Origin of the sequence: Embleya scabrispora, assembly GCF_002024165.1 — a bacterium.
GTDB lineage: Bacteria > Actinomycetota > Actinomycetes > Streptomycetales > Streptomycetaceae > Embleya > Embleya scabrispora_A.
Genome location: NZ_MWQN01000001.1, coordinates 2651522 through 2669093 on the forward strand (window position 1 = coordinate 2651522; position 17572 = coordinate 2669093).

17 protein-coding genes are annotated in these 17572 nt (G+C 72.0%); 6 read left to right on the plus strand and 11 right to left on the minus strand.

Going from position 1 to position 17572, the window contains the following annotated elements; genetic code table 11:
- Positions 1-105: 105 nt before the first annotated feature.
- Genes B4N89_RS11595 through B4N89_RS11640 form a run of 10 tightly spaced genes read right to left on the minus strand, consistent with a single transcriptional unit; the run spans position 106 to position 9549 of the window.
- Positions 106-1656 (minus strand): NADH-quinone oxidoreductase subunit N, encoded by a 1551-nt coding sequence (locus tag B4N89_RS11595; RefSeq protein ID WP_078975780.1) that lies wholly within the window; start codon positions 1654-1656, stop codon positions 106-108.
- A gap of 1 nt (position 1657) precedes the next feature.
- Entirely contained in the window at positions 1658-3163 is a 1506-nt protein-coding gene (locus tag B4N89_RS11600) for a complex I subunit 4 family protein (RefSeq protein ID WP_078975781.1), read from the minus strand.
- Between the two features lie 52 nt (positions 3164-3215).
- A complete protein-coding gene (locus B4N89_RS11605; protein WP_414646414.1) occupies positions 3216-5117 on the minus strand; it encodes an NADH-quinone oxidoreductase subunit L in 1902 nt (633 codons plus the stop codon).
- Positions 5108-5431 (minus strand): NADH-quinone oxidoreductase subunit NuoK, encoded by a 324-nt coding sequence (gene nuoK, locus B4N89_RS11610; protein ID WP_078975783.1) that lies wholly within the window; start codon positions 5429-5431, stop codon positions 5108-5110. The genes B4N89_RS11605 and nuoK overlap by 10 nt, the downstream gene beginning before the upstream one ends.
- A 4-nt stretch (positions 5432-5435) precedes the next feature.
- Positions 5436-5996, minus strand: coding sequence for an NADH-quinone oxidoreductase subunit J (locus tag B4N89_RS11615; protein WP_078975784.1), 561 nt, complete (start codon positions 5994-5996; stop codon positions 5436-5438).
- Positions 5993-6547: a NuoI/complex I 23 kDa subunit family protein gene (locus tag B4N89_RS11620; protein WP_078975785.1), complete on the minus strand. Its 555-nt coding sequence runs from the start codon at positions 6545-6547 to the stop codon at positions 5993-5995. The genes B4N89_RS11615 and B4N89_RS11620 overlap by 4 nt, the downstream gene beginning before the upstream one ends.
- Positions 6547-7503, minus strand: a complete 957-nt coding sequence (locus B4N89_RS11625) for a complex I subunit 1/NuoH family protein (RefSeq protein ID WP_078975786.1) — start codon at positions 7501-7503, stop codon at positions 6547-6549. The genes B4N89_RS11620 and B4N89_RS11625 overlap by 1 nt, the downstream gene beginning before the upstream one ends.
- Positions 7500-8579: an NADH-quinone oxidoreductase subunit C gene (locus B4N89_RS52570; RefSeq protein ID WP_078975787.1), complete on the minus strand. Its 1080-nt coding sequence runs from the start codon at positions 8577-8579 to the stop codon at positions 7500-7502. The genes B4N89_RS11625 and B4N89_RS52570 overlap by 4 nt, the downstream gene beginning before the upstream one ends.
- The gene (locus B4N89_RS11635; RefSeq protein WP_078975788.1) at positions 8576-9187 is read right to left on the minus strand and encodes an NADH-quinone oxidoreductase subunit B; all 612 of its coding nucleotides are present in this window, start codon (positions 9185-9187) and stop codon (positions 8576-8578) included. Before B4N89_RS11635 ends, B4N89_RS52570 begins: the two co-directional genes overlap by 4 nt.
- Entirely contained in the window at positions 9178-9549 is a 372-nt protein-coding gene (locus tag B4N89_RS11640; protein ID WP_078975789.1) for an NADH-quinone oxidoreductase subunit A, read from the minus strand. Before B4N89_RS11640 ends, B4N89_RS11635 begins: the two co-directional genes overlap by 10 nt.
- Before the next feature lie 269 nt (positions 9550-9818).
- On the opposite strand from B4N89_RS11640, the gene B4N89_RS11645 reads away from it, so the two are divergent.
- The 6 genes from B4N89_RS11645 (at position 9819) to B4N89_RS51320 (ending at position 16073) form a co-directional block, all read left to right on the plus strand.
- Positions 9819-11153, plus strand: coding sequence for a sensor histidine kinase (locus tag B4N89_RS11645; RefSeq protein WP_078975790.1), 1335 nt, complete (start codon positions 9819-9821; stop codon positions 11151-11153).
- Positions 11154-11296: 143 nt separating this feature from the next.
- Positions 11297-11941, plus strand: a complete 645-nt coding sequence (locus B4N89_RS11650; protein ID WP_078975791.1) for a response regulator transcription factor — start codon at positions 11297-11299, stop codon at positions 11939-11941.
- Positions 11942-12262: 321 nt separating this feature from the next.
- Positions 12263-14125: a 2-oxoacid:acceptor oxidoreductase subunit alpha gene (locus B4N89_RS11655; RefSeq protein ID WP_101897061.1), complete on the plus strand. Its 1863-nt coding sequence runs from the start codon at positions 12263-12265 to the stop codon at positions 14123-14125.
- Between the two features lie 67 nt (positions 14126-14192).
- The gene (locus tag B4N89_RS11660) at positions 14193-15188 is read left to right on the plus strand and encodes a 2-oxoacid:ferredoxin oxidoreductase subunit beta (protein ID WP_235618913.1); all 996 of its coding nucleotides are present in this window, start codon (positions 14193-14195) and stop codon (positions 15186-15188) included.
- 70 nt (positions 15189-15258) lie between these two features.
- On the plus strand, positions 15259-15819 hold the full coding sequence (locus B4N89_RS51315; protein WP_235618573.1) for a hypothetical protein: 561 nt from the start codon (positions 15259-15261) through the stop codon (positions 15817-15819).
- The gene (locus B4N89_RS51320; protein ID WP_235618574.1) at positions 15711-16073 is read left to right on the plus strand and encodes a hypothetical protein; all 363 of its coding nucleotides are present in this window, start codon (positions 15711-15713) and stop codon (positions 16071-16073) included. Before B4N89_RS51315 ends, B4N89_RS51320 begins: the two co-directional genes overlap by 109 nt.
- A 419-nt stretch (positions 16074-16492) precedes the next feature.
- Here B4N89_RS51320 and zapE read toward each other — a convergent pair whose 3' ends face one another.
- Complete coding sequence (gene zapE, locus B4N89_RS11670) at positions 16493-17569, minus strand: cell division protein ZapE (protein ID WP_078975793.1); 1077 nt, start codon at positions 17567-17569, stop codon at positions 16493-16495.
- Positions 17570-17572: the final 3 nt, after the last annotated feature.

Genomic DNA, 17572 nt, shown 5'->3' on the forward strand with positions numbered 1-17572 from the left:
CTTGTCGCCCTCTGCCCGTTGTCTCTTCTTTCGCAACGGGACAACGCCACGCAGAGTTCCCTCCCGGGGCCGGCGTAACCCCCCGCCCCGGGACGGAACCGCAGGTCAGCCGAGCAACCCCGGCACCGTGAGCACATGCAGGACCAGCTGCGGCGCCACCGAGAGCAGCACCCCGAGCACCCCCGTGAGCACGAGCGCGGCGACCAGCGGAAGCGGCATCGGGGCCGTCCCGGTACGCACCCCGCCCGGCCCCTCGGAACGCGCGAGCGACGGCATCCCCGGCGCCTCGACCGCGAACAGCTGTGCCGTCCACGCCAGGTAGTAGTACAGGCCGATCACCACGTTGACCGCCATCACCACCGCCAACCACCCGGTGCCGGCCCCGATCACCGCCTGGAACACCGTCACCTTCGCGAACAGCCCGGCCAGACCCGGCGGGATACCGGCCAGGCACAGCAGGAAGAACGCCATCGCGAGCGCCGCGACCGGATGCGCGCGGAACAGGCCGCGATGGTCGGCGACCAGCCCGCCCCGCTCGCGCGCGACCAGCGTCACCACGGCGAACGCGCCCAGGTTCATCACCGCGTACACCGCCAGGTACGCCACCGCCGCGGGCAGCGTGTCGGCCAGGTCCTCGCCGTGCCCGGCGGCCGTGCCGAACGGCACCAGCACATAGCCCGACTGGGCGATCGAGGACCAGGCGAGCAGCCGTACCGCGTCGGTCTGCCGCAGCGCGGCCAGGTTGCCCGCGGTCATCGTCACCGCCGCGAGCACCGCGAGCGCGGGCCCCCACAGGTGCGCGTACGGGCGGAACGCGATGCCGGCGACCAGCAGCAACCCGGCGAAGCCCGCGGTCTTGGAGACCACCGACAGGTACGCGGCGACCGGGATCGGCGCGCCGCGATAGGTGTCCGGCGCCCAGGCGTGGAACGGCACCGCCGCGACCTTGAACGCGAACCCGATCATGGTCAGCACCGCGCCGGTCGCGGCCACGTGGGTGAGCTTCGGGTCGAGCCGGTCCAGCTCGCCCGCGATCCGGGCCAGATGCACGCTGCCGGTGCTGCCGTACACCAGGCTCACCCCGAACAGCAGCACCGCGGTGGCGCCGGCCGACAGCAGGAAGAACTTCAGCGCCGCCTCGCCGCCCCGACCGTCCCGGCGCAGCCCGACCAGCGCGAACGCCGGCAGCGACAACGTCTCCAGCGCGACCACCAGGGTGAGCAGGTCGCGGGCACCGGCCAGCGCCACCGCGCCGGTCACCGAGGACAGCAGCAGAAAGTGGTACTCACCGCCCGGCACCTCCGACGAGTCGCCCGCCCCCTCGGCGCCGCCCGCCCGCACCATCGGCATCGACAACAGCACCACCACGAACGCCGAGCCGAGCAGCACCAGCTGCACCACCAGCGTCAGATCGGTGACCACGTACGAACAGCCCGACGGCGAGCAGAACGTCCCGCGCGCGTCGTCCCCGTCCGCCCGCAGCGGCAGCAGCGGCACCAGGCCCGCGCCGAGTCCGGCCAGCGTCAGCCAGGGCAACACCGCCTTGCGCGCACCCTCCAGGAACAGGTCCGCGAGCAGCACCACGAGCGCGGCGACCGCGACCGCCAGTACCGGCGAGATCGCGAGCCAGTCGATCGACTGGACGTCGAACGGCATGTCAGCTGCCTCCCATGAGGGCGCGCACGGCCGGGTCGGTGATCGCGAGCAGGGTGGCCGGCCACAGCCCGGCGACCAGGGTCAGCGCGACGAGCGGGGTCCACACCACGAGCTCCGGACCGGTCACGTCCACCCCGGCGGCCGGTTCGCCGCCCGCCGGTCCCATGCACAGCCGGCGGACCAGGCCGAGCAGATAGGCCGCGGTCAGCACGGTGCCCAGGCCGGCGATCGCCAGGAAGGTCCGGTAGCCGCCGACGGACAACCCGGCGCCCGGCTCGTACGCGCCGTACATCGCCAACAACTCGCCCCAGAAGCCGGCCAGCCCCGGCAGCCCGAGCCCGGCCACCGCGCCGAACGCGACCAGCGCGCCCAGCCGGGGCGTACGCCCGTACATCCCGCCGCCCAGCCGGCCGAGCAGCGCCGTGCCGTGCCGGTCCTTGACCGCGCCGGCCAGGAAGAACAGCAGGCCGGTGACCAGCCCGTGACCGATGTTGACGAACAGGGCACCGTTGACGCCCTGCGGGGTGAGCGTGGCGATACCGAGCAGCGCGAAGCCCATGTGGCCCACCGACGAGTAGGCGATGACGCGCTTGAGATCCCCGTCCGGGTCGCGCAGCAGCGCCAGGCACACCAGCGACCCGTACACGATGCCGACCACGCCGAACGCGGCCAGATACGGCGCGAACGTCTCGGCGCCCTCGGGCAATACCGGCACCGCGATCCGGATCAGGCCGTATGTGCCCATCTTGAGCAGGACCCCCGCCAGCAGCACCGAGCCCGCCGTCGGCGCGGCGGTGTGCGCGTCGGGCAGCCAGGTGTGCAGCGGCCACATCGGCACCTTGACCGCCAGGCCCAGGCCGATCGCCAGGAACGCGAGCACCTGCACGCCGTGCGACATGCCCGCGCCGTGCCGGTCGGCGAGTTCGACCATGTCGAAGGTGCCGGTCTTCGCCTGGATCAGCAGGAAGCCGAGCAGCATCACGGCCGAGCCGAGCAGCGTGTACAGGATGAACTTGTACGACGCGGGGCCGCGCTCGCCCGGACTCCCCCACCGGTTGATCAGGAAGTACATCGGCACCAGCACGACCTCGAAGAAGAGGAAGAACAGGATCAGGTCGAGGGCCGCGAAGGTACCGAGCGTGCCGGTCTCCAGGAGCAGGAACAGCGCGACGAAGGCCCGCGAGGAGCCGCCCGGCGGAATGTTCCACAGGCTGTGGACGGCGACCAGCAGGGTCAGCAGCGCGGTGAGCACCAGGAGCGGCAGCGAGATGCCGTCGATGCCGAGGTGGAACCGCAACCCGAGCGAGGGCGCCCAGGACACGTCCGTCTCGAACCGCATCCCCCGCCCGCGCCGAAACGCGCAGGCCAGTACGACGGCGCCGACCAGGGCGGCGGCGGTCGCACCGACGCCGATCAGCCGGGCCGCCCGATCACCGACCCCGGGCAGCAGGAGCAGGGCGGCGCCGAGCAGCGGCGCGGCCACGACGAGGATCAGCACGACGCTCACCGCGGGGTCTCCTGGGCGTGAAGGGGCGTCGGGGGAAACGACCGGGGGCGGGTCACGAGCCCACCGCCACCGCGAGGGCGAGCACGACCACGCCGGCGAACAGGCCGGTCAGATACAGCCGGGTGTTGCCGTTCTGGCCGCGGCGGATCCCGCCGCCGAGCAGCCAGGCGCTCTGCGCCGCGCCCTTGACGTAGGTGTCGATCACGGCCCCGTCGGTGAACCGGGCCGCCCTGGCGGCCAGTCGGACCGGGGTGACCACCAGCGCCGCGTACAGCCCGTCCACATCGAACCCGCGCAGCGCCGGGCCGCGCACCGGACCGAGCACCCGGGCCGGGTCGGCGGCCGGATCGCGCCGCCACGCCGCGGCGACCGTCCCCGCGCCCAGGACCAGCGCGACCAGCGCCAACCCCGTGGTCAGCGGATGCGGCGTCAGTTCTCCGTAGCCGAGTTCGCCGCCCAACGAGGGCAGCCCGGGGAAGGCCAGGAAGCCGAACAGCACGGTGGGCACGGCGAGGACCACCAGCGGCCACACCATCGCGCCGGGTGCCTCGCCGCGGCCCCGCCCGGGTTCGCCGTAGTCCGCCGCGTCCGCGTGCGCCGGCACCTCCGCACCGGGCGCCGCCTCGCGCGTCGGCCCGAAGAACACCCGCAACCAGACCCGGGCCGCGTAGGCCGCCGTCAACGCGGCCGTCAGCAGCCCCGCCACCAGGATTAGCCAACCGGCGAAAGCGGGCACCGAGCCGTGTCCGGCGGCGGTGTGCTCGGCCGCGCCGAGCACCGCCTCCTTGCTGAAGAAGCCGGAGAACGGCGGCACCCCGGCGAGTGCCGCCAGACCCGCCGTCATGGTCCAGAACGCGATCGGCGCGCGCCGGCGCAGGCCGCCCATGCCGGCGAGCGCGCCGGTCCCGGCCACGTGGATCAGCACACCCGCGCCGAGGAAGAGCAGCGCCTTGAACGCGCCGTGCGAGAGCAGGTGGAACACCGCCGCGTCGCGCCCGCCGACCGCAAGGCCGCCGGTCATGTAGGCGAGTTGGCCGACCGTGGACCACGCGAGCACCCGCTTCAGGTCCTCCTGGGCGAGCGCGGCGAGCGCCGAGCCGATCATCGTCACCGCGGCCATGACGGCGAGCACGATCAGCGTCGGGTGCGCGGCCAGGAACGCCGGGTAGAGCCGGGCCACCAGGTAGGCGCCTGCGGCGACCATGGTGGCGGCGTGGATCAGCGCGGACACCGGGGTGGGGCCGGCCATCGCGTCGGGCAGCCAGGTCTGCAGCGGCACCTGGGCCGACTTGCCCGCGACGCCGCCCAGCAGGAGCAGGGTGCCCGCGGTGACCCAGCCGGCGCCGCCCTCGGGCACCGCCGCGAGCACGTCGCGGATCCGGAACGAGTCGGCGCCCGCGGCCAGGACCAGGATGCCGATCAGGAACGGCACATCGCCCAGCTTGGTGACCACGAAGGCCTTGATCGAGGCCGAGCGGGCCGCCTCCGTCTCCCAGTGGTGGCCGATCAGGAAGTAGGAGCAGACGCCCATCACCTCCCAGCCGACCAGCAGCACGATCAGGTCGCCGGTGTAGACCACGAGCAACATCGCCGCGGTGAACAGCGAGACCAGCGCGGCGTAGGAGGAGTAGCGCGGGTCCTCGCGCAGATAGGCCGCCGAGTAGACCTGGACGAGCAGCGCGACCACCGTGACGAGCACCGCGGACAGCGCGGCGAGGCCGTCCACGCGCAGCCCGAGGGTGATGTCGAGGGCGCCGGTGGGGGTCAGCCGCACCGCCGACTCGCGCACGTCGTCCCCGATGCCGGCGGCCGGCACGATCGTGAGCGCGGTCGCGGCCAGGGCCGCGGGTACGGCGATCAGGACCGGGCGCACCCGGCGCCCGAGCAGCAGCCCGAGCAGGGCCGCGAGCGCGGGCAGTGCGGCGGCCGTCGCGGCGGCGACCGTCATACCGATCCCTCCTTGTGCTCGGCCAGCTCGCGCAGGTCCGGGATGTCGGCGGTGGCCCGGTTGCGGAACACCATCAGCACGATCGCCAGGCCGAGGCCGATCTCGGCGGCGGCGATGGTGATCACGAACAGGGTCAGCGCCTGTCCGGCGTGCAGCGTGTCGCGCAGGTACATGTCGAACGCGACCAGGTTGACGTTGACCGCGTTGAGCATCAGCTCGATCGACATCAGCACGAGGATCGCGTTGCGGCGCGCGAGCACCCCGTACAGCCCGATGCCGAACAGCAGGACGGCGAGGACGAGCGGATAGACCAGATGCATCGGGTCAGTCCTTCCGGTCCGAGCGCGCGCGGGCCCGGGAGCGGGAGAGCACGACGGCGCCGATCAACGCGGCCAGGAGCAGCACGGACAACACCTCGAACGGCAGCACCCACACCTTGAACAGGCTCTCCCCGGTGACCTTCGTGGTGCCCACGGTGTCGTCGCCCAGGTGGAGGTAGGCGGTACGGAACGCGTCCACGATCACGGTGACCAGGGTCGCGGTGGCGCCGAGCGCGACCGCGGCGGCCGGGATTCGGGCGGTGCGGTCCGCCGGTTCCGAGTAGCCGATCGGCGCCTTGGTGAGCATCAGCCCGAACAGCAGCAGCACCACGACCGCGCCGACGTAGATCAGCACCTGGACCCAGGCAATGAACTCGGCGGTGAGCAGCAGGTACTCGGCGGCCAGACCGCCGAGGGTGACCACCAGCCACAGCGCGGCGTGCACGACCTGGCGGGTCGCCACCACGAGCAGCGCGGAGCCGAGCACCACCAGGCCGATCAGCACGAAGGCGATCTCCGCGCCGGTGGGCGAGAGGAATCCATGCTCGGTGGCGGCGAGGTTCACGGTGTCTCCTCCGCGTCCGACGCGGCGGCCCGGGCCGCCGCCGCGGCCTTCTCCGCCTTCTCCACGGCCTTGCGGGCCTGGGTCAGTTCCTTGGGCTCCTCGGCGCGCTCGTCGAGGGCCGGCGGCGGCGGGACCGTCCACATCCACTCGCGCAGCCGGTCCTTCTCGTGCGTGAGTTCGTGGATGTCGCCCGTCGCGTACTCGAACTCGGGCGACCAGAACAGCGCGTCGAACGGGCACACCTCGACGCAGATCCCGCAGTACATGCACAGCGCGAAGTCGATCGCGAAGCGGTCGAGCACGTTGCGGGTGCGGTCGCGCGCGCCGGGTTCGCGGGCGGGCACGACCTCCTTGTGCGAGTCGATGTAGATGCACCAGTCGGGGCATTCGCGCGCGCACAACATGCAGACCGTGCAGTTCTCCTCGAACAGCGCGATCACCCCGCGCGAGCGGGGCGGCAGTTCGGGGAGCACCTCCGGATAGGACTGGGTCGTGCTGCGTCGGGTGAGCGTCTTGAGGGTCACCGCGAGGCCCTTGGCCAGGCCCTTCATCAGGTCGCCACCTTTACCACGCCGGTCAGGACGAGTTGGCCGAGCGCGAGCGGGACGAGCGTCGTCCAGGCCAGCTTCTGCAGCTGGTCCTCGCGCAGTCGCGGGTAGCTGACCCGCAGCCAGATCACCACGAACGCGAGCACGCCGATCTTGAGCAGGGTCCACAACCAGCCGACCGAGTCCGACCACGGGCCGTGCCAGCCGCCGAGGAAGAGCACGGTGGTCAGCGCGCAGACGACCAGGATCCCGGCGTACTCGGAGAGCAGGAACAGCGCGAAGCGCAGGCCGGTGTACTCGGTGTAGGCGCCGAAGATGATCTCCGAGTCGGCGACCGGCATGTCGAACGGCGGGCGCTGGATCTCGGCGAGGCCGGCGGTGAAGAACACCACGCCGCCGATCGCCTGCCACGGCAGCCACCACCACTCGAAGCCCTCGACGATCCCGGGCAGCGACACGGTGCCGGCGGCCATCGCGACCGAGGCCGCGGCGAGCAGCATGGGCAGCTCGTACGCCATCAGCTGGGCCGCCGAACGGATGCCGCCGAGCAGCGAGTACTTGTTGGCCGAGGCCCAGCCGCCCATCAGCGAGCCGAGCACGCCGACGCCCATCACGGCGAGCACGAACACGATGCCGGCGTCGATGGTGCGGCCGACGAACCCGTTCGGGCCGATCGGGATGGCGATCAGCACCACGAAGTAGGGGATCAGCGCGACGGCCGGCGCGAGCTTGAAGACCCGGCGGTCGGCGCCGGCCGGGACGATGTCCTCCTTCTGGGCGAACTTGACGCCGTCGGCGACCAGTTGTGCCCAGCCGTGGAAGGCGCCGGCGTAGATCGGGCCGACCCGGGCCTGCATGTGCGCCATCACCTTGTGCTCGGTCTGACCGATCACCAGGGGCAGCACGAGAAAGGCCCCGAGCACGAGAACGAGCCGGAGGCACACATCAAGGACACTCACGGGGCGTCCCCTTCGGCAGGCTTGATCGGCTCGGCCGGCTCGGCGGGCTTGGTGGGCCCAGCGGGTCCAGCGGGCTTCGCGGGCCCGGTCTCGGTGGGCTCGGGAAGCGGAGCAGGCTTGGTGGGTTCGGCCGGCCCGGCGGGCGTCGCGGGCCCGGCCCCGGTGGGCTCGGGAGGCGGAGCGGGCTCGCCGGGTTCGGCCGGCGCGGCGGGCTTCGTGGGCCCGGGCTCGGCGGGGCCGGGAGGCGGGGCGGGTTCGGCCGGCGCGGTGGGGGCCGGCGACGACTGGCTTGTCGAGCCCTGGGACGCGCTGCGGGTGCGCCGCGCCGGGGGTGCGGCCTCCGCCGCCTGGCTCGCCGAACCGGACGAGGCGCTGCGGGTCCGACGCGGCGGCGCGGCCGCGCCCTCCGTCGTCCCCGAGCCGGCCTGGCTCGCCGATCCCGCCGCCGCGCTGCGGGCGCGACGCGGCCGCTCATCGGCGGCGGCCGCGGCCTCGGCCGCCGCCTCCTCCTTGTGCGGGCCCCACGTCGCCGGGTCCGGCACCCCCGGCGGCAGCGTGCGGCGCCGACCCGGCGAGCGGCCCGGACCGCCGCCGTGGTCGGACTCGCCCGGCTCCTTGGCCCCCGGCCAGGGCTTGGCCACCCGCGCGGCCAGGACGAATTCCTTGCGCAGCGGATGCCCCTCGAACCCGTCCGGCAACAACAGCGGATCCAGGCCCGGGTGCCCGGTGAAGTCGATCCCGAACATCTCGTGCGTCTCGCGCTCGTGCCAGCGGGCCCCCGCGTACACCCCGGTCGCGCTCGCCAGCACCGCGCCCTCGCGCGGCACCCGCGTACGCAGCAGCAGCCGGGGCCCGCGCGGGATCGCGCACACGTGGGCGACCACGCCGAACCCGTCCGCGAGTTCGTCCACCCCGGTGAGCCAGTCGAAGAACGCGCAGCCGAGCCGATCCCGCGCCGCGGTCAGCGCGTCGACCCAGTGCTCGGGCGCGACGTCGAGCGTGACGAGCCCGTAGGCGTCCGACACGGCGAGCACCAACTCCTCGCCCACCCCGGCGCGAATCTCCTCCGGGGTCACCCGGCACCTCCGGCGGGCGGCACGGGCGGCGCCGGCGGCGCGACCGGCGGCCGGCTCAGCGCGGCGGCGGGCAGCGTACGCCCGTACCGCGCGGCCGGGTTCTCCACCGCGATCCGCTCCTGAAGCTTGAGGATGCCCTGCAACAGCGCCTCCGGCCGAGGCGGGCAGCCCGGTACGTACACGTCGACCGGCACGATCTGGTCCACGCCCTTGGTAACGCAGTACGAATCCCAGTACGGCCCACCGCAGTTCGCACACGACCCGAACGAGATGACGTACTTGGGCTCGGGCATCTGCTCGTACAGCCGCTTGATCGCGGGCGCCATCTTGTCGCTGACCGTGCCCGACACGACCATCAGGTCGGCCTGGCGCGGCCCGGGCGCGAACGGGATCACGCCGAGGCGGATGAAGTCGTGCCTGGCCATCGACGACGCGATGAACTCGATCGCACAGCAGGCCAGGCCGAAGTTGAACACCCAGAGGGAGTAGCGCCGCCCCCAGTTGAGCACCAACCGCACCGGGTCGGGCGCCAGCCGGGAGAGCACCCCGAGCCGGGGTGTCGGCAGATCGACCGGCGGCCGATCCGCGGGAGCCGGTGTCACGTCCATGCGAGCACGCCCTTCCGCCACGCGTACAGCAGTCCGGTGGCCAGGAAGCCGACGAACACGAACATCTCCACCAGGGTGGTGGCGCCGAAGCCTGGCGCGTCGAAGACCGTCGCCCAGGGGAACAGGTAGATCGCGTCGACCGCGAAGATGACGTACAGATAGGCGTAGAGGTAGTAGCGGATGTGCACCTGCGCCCAGCCCACCCCCACGGGGTCGACACCGCACTCGTACGTGGTCAGCTTCTCGTGCGTGGGTACGCTCGGTCGCAGCAGTCGCCCGCCGACGAACGCCACCGCGACGAATGCGGACGCGACCAGCAGCACCAGACCCACGAGCGCGTACGTTCCGTAGTAGCCCTCCACCCGGCGCCTGCCTCCCGATCGACATTGCCTCGACGTTGCGTGGACGTTGCGTATCTTTGTGGCACGGGAGTCTAGGGGGGTTGCGCCGGACCTGTCCCCGGTGTCCGGTCCGGTCGGCCCCGCCGGACCGGTGACATCCGCCCCGGCCCCAGGTGGTAGGGACAACCCCACCCCCAAGACACCGACCCGCGCCATGGGACCCGTCCGGGCCCCCAGGCAGAGTTGACCCAACGGATCGGCTTCTCTCCCAGCGAGGCAACTCCATGTCCATGCCCTCACCCGTGACTGCCTACGACGGGTCCACAGGTGATGCCCCGGCTCGAACCCGGCCGGGCATCCTGCGCGCGCCGTTCACCGTGCGCACGTGGACCGACACCATCCACCTGGTGCTGAATCTGCCCGTCGGCATCGTCGGCTTCACCTACGCGGTGGTGTTCATCGCGCTCGGCATCGGGCTGACCCCGCTGTTCCTGCTCGGGTTGCCGCTGATCGCGCTGACCCTGCTCGGCAGTCGCGCGTTCGGGCGGATGGAGCGGGCCCGGGCGAGCGCGCTGCTCGACGAGCACGTCCGCGCACCGGCGCCCCGAGAGCACCGGCCGGGGTGGACGGGCTGGATCCGGGCGGGGCTGACCGACCGCACGGGGTGGCGGGCCAGTCTCTACCTGTTCCTGCAACTGCCCTGGGGCGTCTTCACGTTCGTGGTCACCACGGTGTTGTGGGCGACCTCGCTGAGCGCGATCACCTATCCGCTCACCCAGCCGCTGTACCGCCGGGCCGACATGCCCGGCGCGTTGCTCTCCGGCGACGGGCCGAACGAGCCGGGCGTGGACCACTACCTGGCCGGGCCGGGTCTGGTGTCGTTGACCGTGGCGGCCGGGGTGGTGCTGTTCTTCGCCACCCCGTGGCTGGTGCGCGGGATGGCCAACGTGGACCGGGTGATGGTGCGCGGACTGCTCGGCCCGGCCTTCCTGTCCGAGCAGGTGCGCGACCTGACCGTCTCGCGCGGCGCGGCGGTCGACACCGCCGCCTCGGATCTGCGGCGGATCGAGCGCGACCTGCACGACGGCGCCCAGGCGCGGCTCGTGGCGCTGGCGATGGATCTGGGCATGGCGAAGGAGAACCTGAACGCGAGCCAGGACACCGAGACCGCGCGGATGGTGTCCTCCGCGCACGACGAGGTCAAGCTCGCCCTCCAGGAACTGCGCGACCTCGCCCGGGGCATCCACCCGGCGGTGCTCACCGACCGGGGTCTGGACGCGGCGCTGTCCTCGATCGCGGCCCGCTGCACCGTCCCGGTCCGGGTCGAGGTGGATCTGCCGGAGCGCCCGCCCGCGCCGATCGAGTCGGTCGCCTACTTCTGCGCGTCGGAGTTGCTGACCAACGTCTCCAAGCACGCCCGAGCCACACACGCGTGGGTGACGGTGGGCCACGAGAACGGCCGGATGTACCTGATCGTCGCCGACGACGGCGCGGGTGGCGCCGCCACCGGCAAGGGTTCGGGCCTGGCCGGCCTCACCGAGCGGGTGCGCGGCGTGGACGGCACGCTGAGTGTGGACAGCCCCGAGGGCGGGCCGACCCGGGTCACCGTGTGGTTGCCGCTGTGAGGTTCCGTCGGGGGTGACCCCCGCCCTGCCGGCCCCCTCCGATCGAGCCGGCCGAGGTACACCGCATCCGTTCGAATCCGGAAGACTGTAGGCCGCACCCGCCGTTCGGGTGCGGCCTACCGGATTTGGGGGATGTGAACGCAGTGCGCGTCGTCATCGCTGAGGATTCCGTACTACTTCGGGATGGTTTGTCCCGATTGTTGACCGCTCGCGGCCACGAGATCGTGGGGGCGGTCGGCGACGCCGAGCAACTGGTCGCGGTCGCGACAGAACTGCGTCCCGATGTCTGCGTAGTGGATGTGCGCATGCCGCCCACGCACACCGACGAGGGCATTCGCGCGGCGGTGACGATGCGCGCGACGCTGCCCGAGGTCGGGGTGCTTGTCCTGTCACAGTACGTCGAGGAGCAGTACGCGACGGAACTGCTCGCGGGCAACACCAGCGGCGTCGGCTATCTGCTCAAGGACCGGGTCGCCGACGTCGGCGAGTTCGTCGCCGCGGTCGAGCGGGTGGCGGGCGGCGGGACCGCCCTCGACCCCGAGGTGGTCTCGCAGCTGCTCGGCCGCTCGCGCAAACGGGATGTGGTGGAAAAGCTCACACCGCGCGAGCGCGAAGTGCTCGGTCTGATGGCCGAGGGGCGCACCAACGCAGCCGTGGCGCAGGCCTTGGTGGTGTCCGACGGAGCGGTGGAGAAGCACGTCAGCAACATCTTCGGCAAGCTCGGCCTGGCGCCCAGTGACACCGATCACAGACGCGTGCTCGCGGTACTCGCCTATCTCGGATCCTGACATCGTAGGGATCGAATTACTGGACCCATGCAATCATCCGGTCGATCGGAGGCGCCGTCCCAGCCGGGGGCGGTCCTTTGTTTTGCTCGGATACCGCAGCGCCCGGCCCGGATTCGGCTGTACTTTGCTCGGGTTCGGCCGGATTTGTACCGCTTGCGGGCCATGTCCGGAGCGTGACGCCGCTCACGTCGCGCGCCGGGGCGGATCCCCGCCTGTTCCCGGGGGGCACCACGGTGTCCCTCCGTGCCGCCGTACGATGAAAACTGCGACATCCGCGCGGTGCGCGGACCAACCGCCGCAGCGCCGAGGAGGTCCTTCCCCGTGACCAAGCAGGTCAAGCAGCTCGACCGGGTCGTGATCCGGTTCGCCGGCGATTCCGGTGACGGAATGCAGCTGACGGGCGACCGTTTCACGTCCGAGACGGCGACGTTCGGAAACGATCTGTCGACCCTTCCCAACTTCCCCGCCGAGATCCGGGCGCCCGCGGGCACCCTGCCGGGCGTGTCGAGCTTCCAACTCCACTTCGCCGACCACGACATCCTGACCCCGGGCGACGCGCCGACCGTCCTGGTCGCGATGAACCCGGCCGCGCTCAAGGCCAACATCCGCGACCTGCCGCGCGGGGCCGAGATCATCGTCAACACCGACGAGTTCTCCAAGCGCGCGATGGCCAAGGTCGGCTACCCGACCAGTCCGCTGGAGGACGGCTCGCTCGACGCCTACAACGTGCACGCGATCCCGCTGACCACGCTGACGGTCGGCGCGCTGGCCGAGTTCGAGATCTCCAAGAAGGACGCCGAGCGGGCGAAGAACATGTTCGCGCTCGGGCTGCTGTCCTGGCTGTACCACCGCCCGACCGAGGCGACCGTCGACTTCCTGCGGCGCAAGTTCGCCAAGCTGCCGGTGATCGCCGAGGCGAACGTGGCGGCCTTCAAGGCGGGTTGGAACTTCGGCGAGACCACGGACGACTTCGCGGTCTCCTACGAGGTGGCACCGGCGAAGCTGCCCTCGGGCACGTACCGCAACATCACCGGCAACCTCGCGCTGTCCTACGGCCTGGTGGCCGCCGGACAGCTGGCCGAGCTGCCGGTCTACCTGGGTTCGTACCCGATCACCCCGGCCTCGGACATCCTGCACGAGCTGGCCAAGCACAAGAACTTCGGCGTGCGCACCTTCCAGGCCGAGGACGAGATCGCGGGCATCGGCGCCGCGCTCGGCGCGTCGTTCGGCGGCGCGCTCGGGGTGACCACCACCTCCGGTCCCGGTGTCGCGCTCAAGTCCGAGACGATCGGCCTCGCGGTCTCGCTGGAGCTGCCGCTGCTGATCGTCGACGTGCAGCGCGGCGGGCCCTCCACCGGGCTGCCCACCAAGACCGAGCAGTCCGACCTGCTCCAGGCCATGTTCGGCCGCAACGGCGAGGCGCCGGTGCCGATCGTGGCCCCGCAGACCCCGTCCGACTGCTTCGCCGCCGCCGTCGAGGCGGCCCGGATCGCGCTGAAGTACCGCACCCCGGTCTTCCTGCTCTCCGACGGCTACCTCGCCAACGGCTCCGAGCCGTGGCGCCTGCCCGAGACGTCCGAACTGCCGGACCTGCGGGTCGCGTTCGCCACCGAGCCGAACCAGGAGAACGCGGACGGAACCAAGGAGTTCTGGCCGTACAAGCGCGACCCCGAGACGCTGGCCCGCCCGTGGGCGGTGCCCGGCACCCCGGGTCTGGAACACCGCATCGGCGGCATCGAGAAGGCCGACGGCATCGGGTCGATCTCCTACGACCCGGCCAACCACGACCTGATGGTGCGCACCCGCCAGGCCAAGGTGGACGGCATCGCGAAGGACATCGACCCGCTGTGGGTCGACGACGCGACCGGCGACGCCAAGGTCCTGGTGATCGGCTGGGGCTCCACCTACGGCCCGATCGCCGCGGCGGTCCGCCGGGTGCGGGCCGCGGGCGGCAAGGTCGCGCAGGCCCACCTGCGCCACCTCAACCCGTTCCCGGCCAACACGGCCGAGGTGCTGCGGTCGTACGACAAGGTGATCGTCCCGGAGATGAACCTGGGTCAGCTCGCCCTGCTCCTGCGCGGCAGGTTCCTCGTGGACGCCATGTCGTACAACCAGGTGCGCGGGCTGCCGTTCAAGTCCGAGGAGCTGGCCCACGTGATCCGGGAAGTGATCGAGAGTGTCTGAGTCCGCGAACGGCGCCGGCGGTTTCCCCTCGCTGACGCTGATCCCGAAGGCCGATGCCAAGCAGTCCATGAAGGACTTCAAGTCGGACCAGGAGGTGCGCTGGTGCCCGGGCTGCGGCGACTACGCCATCCTGGCCGCCGTGCAGGGCTTCCTGCCCGAACTCGGGCTCCGCAAGGAGAACGTGGTGTGGATCTCGGGCATCGGCTGCTCCAGCCGCTTCCCGTACTACCTCAACACGTACGGCATGCACTCGATCCACGGGCGCGCGCCGGCCATCGCGACGGGCCTGGCCACCTCGCGCGAGGACCTGTCGGTGTGGGTGGTCACCGGTGACGGCGACGCGCTGTCCATCGGCGGCAACCACCTGATCCACGCGCTGCGCCGCAACGTCAACCTGAAGATCCTGCTGTTCAACAACCGGATCTACGGTCTGACCAAGGGTCAGTACTCGCCCACCTCGGAGACCGGCAAGATCACCAAGTCCACCCCGATGGGCTCGCTCGACCACCCGTTCAACCCGCTGTCGGTGGCCATCGGCGCCGAGGCGTCGTTCGTGGCCCGGTCGATCGACTCCGACCGCAAGCACCTGACCTCGGTGCTGCGCGCGGCGGCGGCCCACGAGGGCACCGCCCTCGTGGAGATCTACCAGAACTGCAACATCTTCAACGACGGCGCGTTCGAGCAGCTCAAGGACCCCGCGCAGCGCGACGACGTAACCATCCGGCTCGAACACGGGCAGCCGATCCGGTTCGGCGCGGAGGGCCAGTACGGCGTCATCCGCGGCGCGCACGGCGCGCTGGACGTGGCCGAGGTGGCCAAGGTCGGCGAGGACGCGGTGCTCGTGCACGACGCGCACGCCGACAACCCGGAGCTGGCCTTCGCGCTGACCCGGCTCGGCGATCTGACGAGCAACACGCACACCCCCATCGGGGTGTTCCGCGACATCGCGCGTCCGGTCTACGACCGGCTGATGTCGGCCCAGATGGCGGAGGCCGCGACGAAGCAGGGCCAGGGCGACCTGGCCTCGCTGATCCGCGGCAACGACACCTGGACGATCGACTAGCGAACGAGGCGACACCGAGCGGGCCCGGCACGAGCGTGCCGGGCCCGCTCGGGTTTCGGACGAGCCGCCTTTGTCCAACCCGACCGCGCTCGGCGTGCCGGCCTCGGACTGCATCTCCTCGTCCGCGTACGGCACCGAGCAGATGCTCCGCGCCCTGGTGCCCCACGTCGGCGTCGCCGCGTTCACCCTGCTGCTCCCGGTCACCTACGCCATCCTCGCGGTGCTGCTCCTGCTCACCCTGTCCTACGGGGACGTGGTGAGCCTGTACACCAAGGCCGGCGGCTCCTACATCGTGGCCCGGGACAACTTCGGGCCGCGCGTCGCGCAGGTCGCCTCGGTCGCGCTGCTGATCGACTACGTGGTCACCGTCGCGGTGCAGACCGCGGCCGGCACCGACGCGATCGTCTCGCTGCTGCACCTGATGTGGGGCGCCGACGCCAACATCAGCCGGTGGAAGCCGGAGGTGTGCGTGGCGGTGGTCGGCGTGCCGACTTCGTCGCCGAGGACGCCTTCCTGCCGAAGATGTTGCGCAAGCGCGGACACCGGCCGGCCTTCGCCAACGGCATCATCCTGCTCGCGGTGCCGGCCGTGGCCCTGCTCCTGGCGACCCGGGCGAGCGTGGACTCGCTGATCGCGCTGTACGCGATCGGCGTGTTCACCGGGTTCATGATGGCGGGCTCCGGGCCGACCAGACACCACTGGACCCAGCGCACCGGCCACTGGCGGGCGGGATGTGTGGTGAACGCGCTCGCGGCCGTGGTGTCCGGGGCGGTCGTCCTGATCTTCGCGTGGCCCGTGCGGTCGTCGAACCGGCCGCGCGTGAGGTGGCGGGCGGTGCGTCGGGAATCATGCTGCTGCTGCCCCGTCGCACGTATCCGCCGCTGATCGGTCGGCTGTTGCACGGGCGGACCACCGACTCGATCGCGTCCGCGCTGACCCGGGTGCCGCACGCGGTCGCCACCGTCGTGCCGTTCGACGTCGGCGCGGCGATGGCCCACCGGCCGGAGCCGGACCGCGAAGCGGTCGCGAAGTGTGTTCCCCGGCTGCTGCCGATCGTGGACGCGGAGCCGGAGCCGGCCGGCGGACCGGTCGCGACGGTCTCGGTGGTCGCGCTGAAGTGGCGACAACACGCGGACGTGGTCGGCCGGATCCGGGCGGTGTCGCCGTCGCCGGAGACCGCGCGACCGGCCCTGGAGGTGCAGTTGTACGACCACACGGGCGGCCTCCGGTTGCTCTTCCACGGCCGGCGCCGACTCGCGGGCGGAGGAGTAGCGGTCCCGGCCGCTTCGGGCTCTGCGGCCGGCTCAGCCGACCCGGCGCAGCAGGCCCAGCCGGCTCGCGGTGCGCACGATGTCGGTCGGCAGGTCGTCGCCGGCGAGCAGTTCCGGCAGCGGGCGATCGCTGCCCAGGAAGAGCCGGACGTCGGCGTCGCAGCACACGTCGATCAGGTTCACGAAACGTTGCCGGGCCTCGGCGCTCGCGGTCTTCAGCGGCGGCAGGTCGCGGATCACCCACGTGGGGTACGTCTCGGCCAGCACGAGGTAGTCGAGCGGCGAGGTGCGCCCCTCGCACAGCGCCTCGAACCCGGCCCACAACTCGTCCGGCCGGGCCGCCTCGACCAGCAGCGCGCGGTTGTTCACGGTCAGCGTCGCCGCCTCGGCCGGCGTGGGCGGCACCAGGCCCTGTCCGCGCAGTTGCCCGGGATCGCCCGGCCACAACACCGCGCCCCGCGCGAACGCGCCGGCGCCGGACTCGTCCCGGGGCAGTGCCCGATAGTCCTGCGGGCCGGCGACGGTGACCACGCTCATCCGGGTCTCGATCTCCCGGATCGTCGGCGCGAACAGGTGGTGGTAGAGCGGGTTGGGCAGCAGTCCGGACGGCGGGTAGTTGGAGGTGCAGACCAGGACCACCCCCCGGGTGTGCAGTTCCCGCAGCAGCCGGGTGACCAGCATCGCGTCACCCGGGTCGTGCACGTGGAACTCGTCGAAGCAGACCAGGTCGACGTCGCCCACGAGTTCGGACACCGCCGCGTCCACGGCGCTGTGCTCGTGGCCGTGGTCGTCCCGGTGCCGCCGGACCGCCTCGTGCAACTGCCGGAAGAAGGCGTGGAAGTGCACCCGGGTCCGTCGGTCGGCGGGTCCGGCGACGGCGGCGAAGAACGTGTCGAGCAGCCAGGTCTTGCCCCGGCCGACCGGCCCCCACAGGTACAGCCCCGGCGGCGTCCGGCGATGGAACAGCCCGTGCGCCCGGCCCCGGCCCAGCGCGAGGCCGAGTTCGGCCAGGCGGTCGGCGGCCTGCCGCTGGGCCGGATCGAGGATGTACCCGCGTGCCCGGGCAGCCTCGTCGAAACGGCTGCGGATCGTCTCGACCGTCGTTCGCATGAT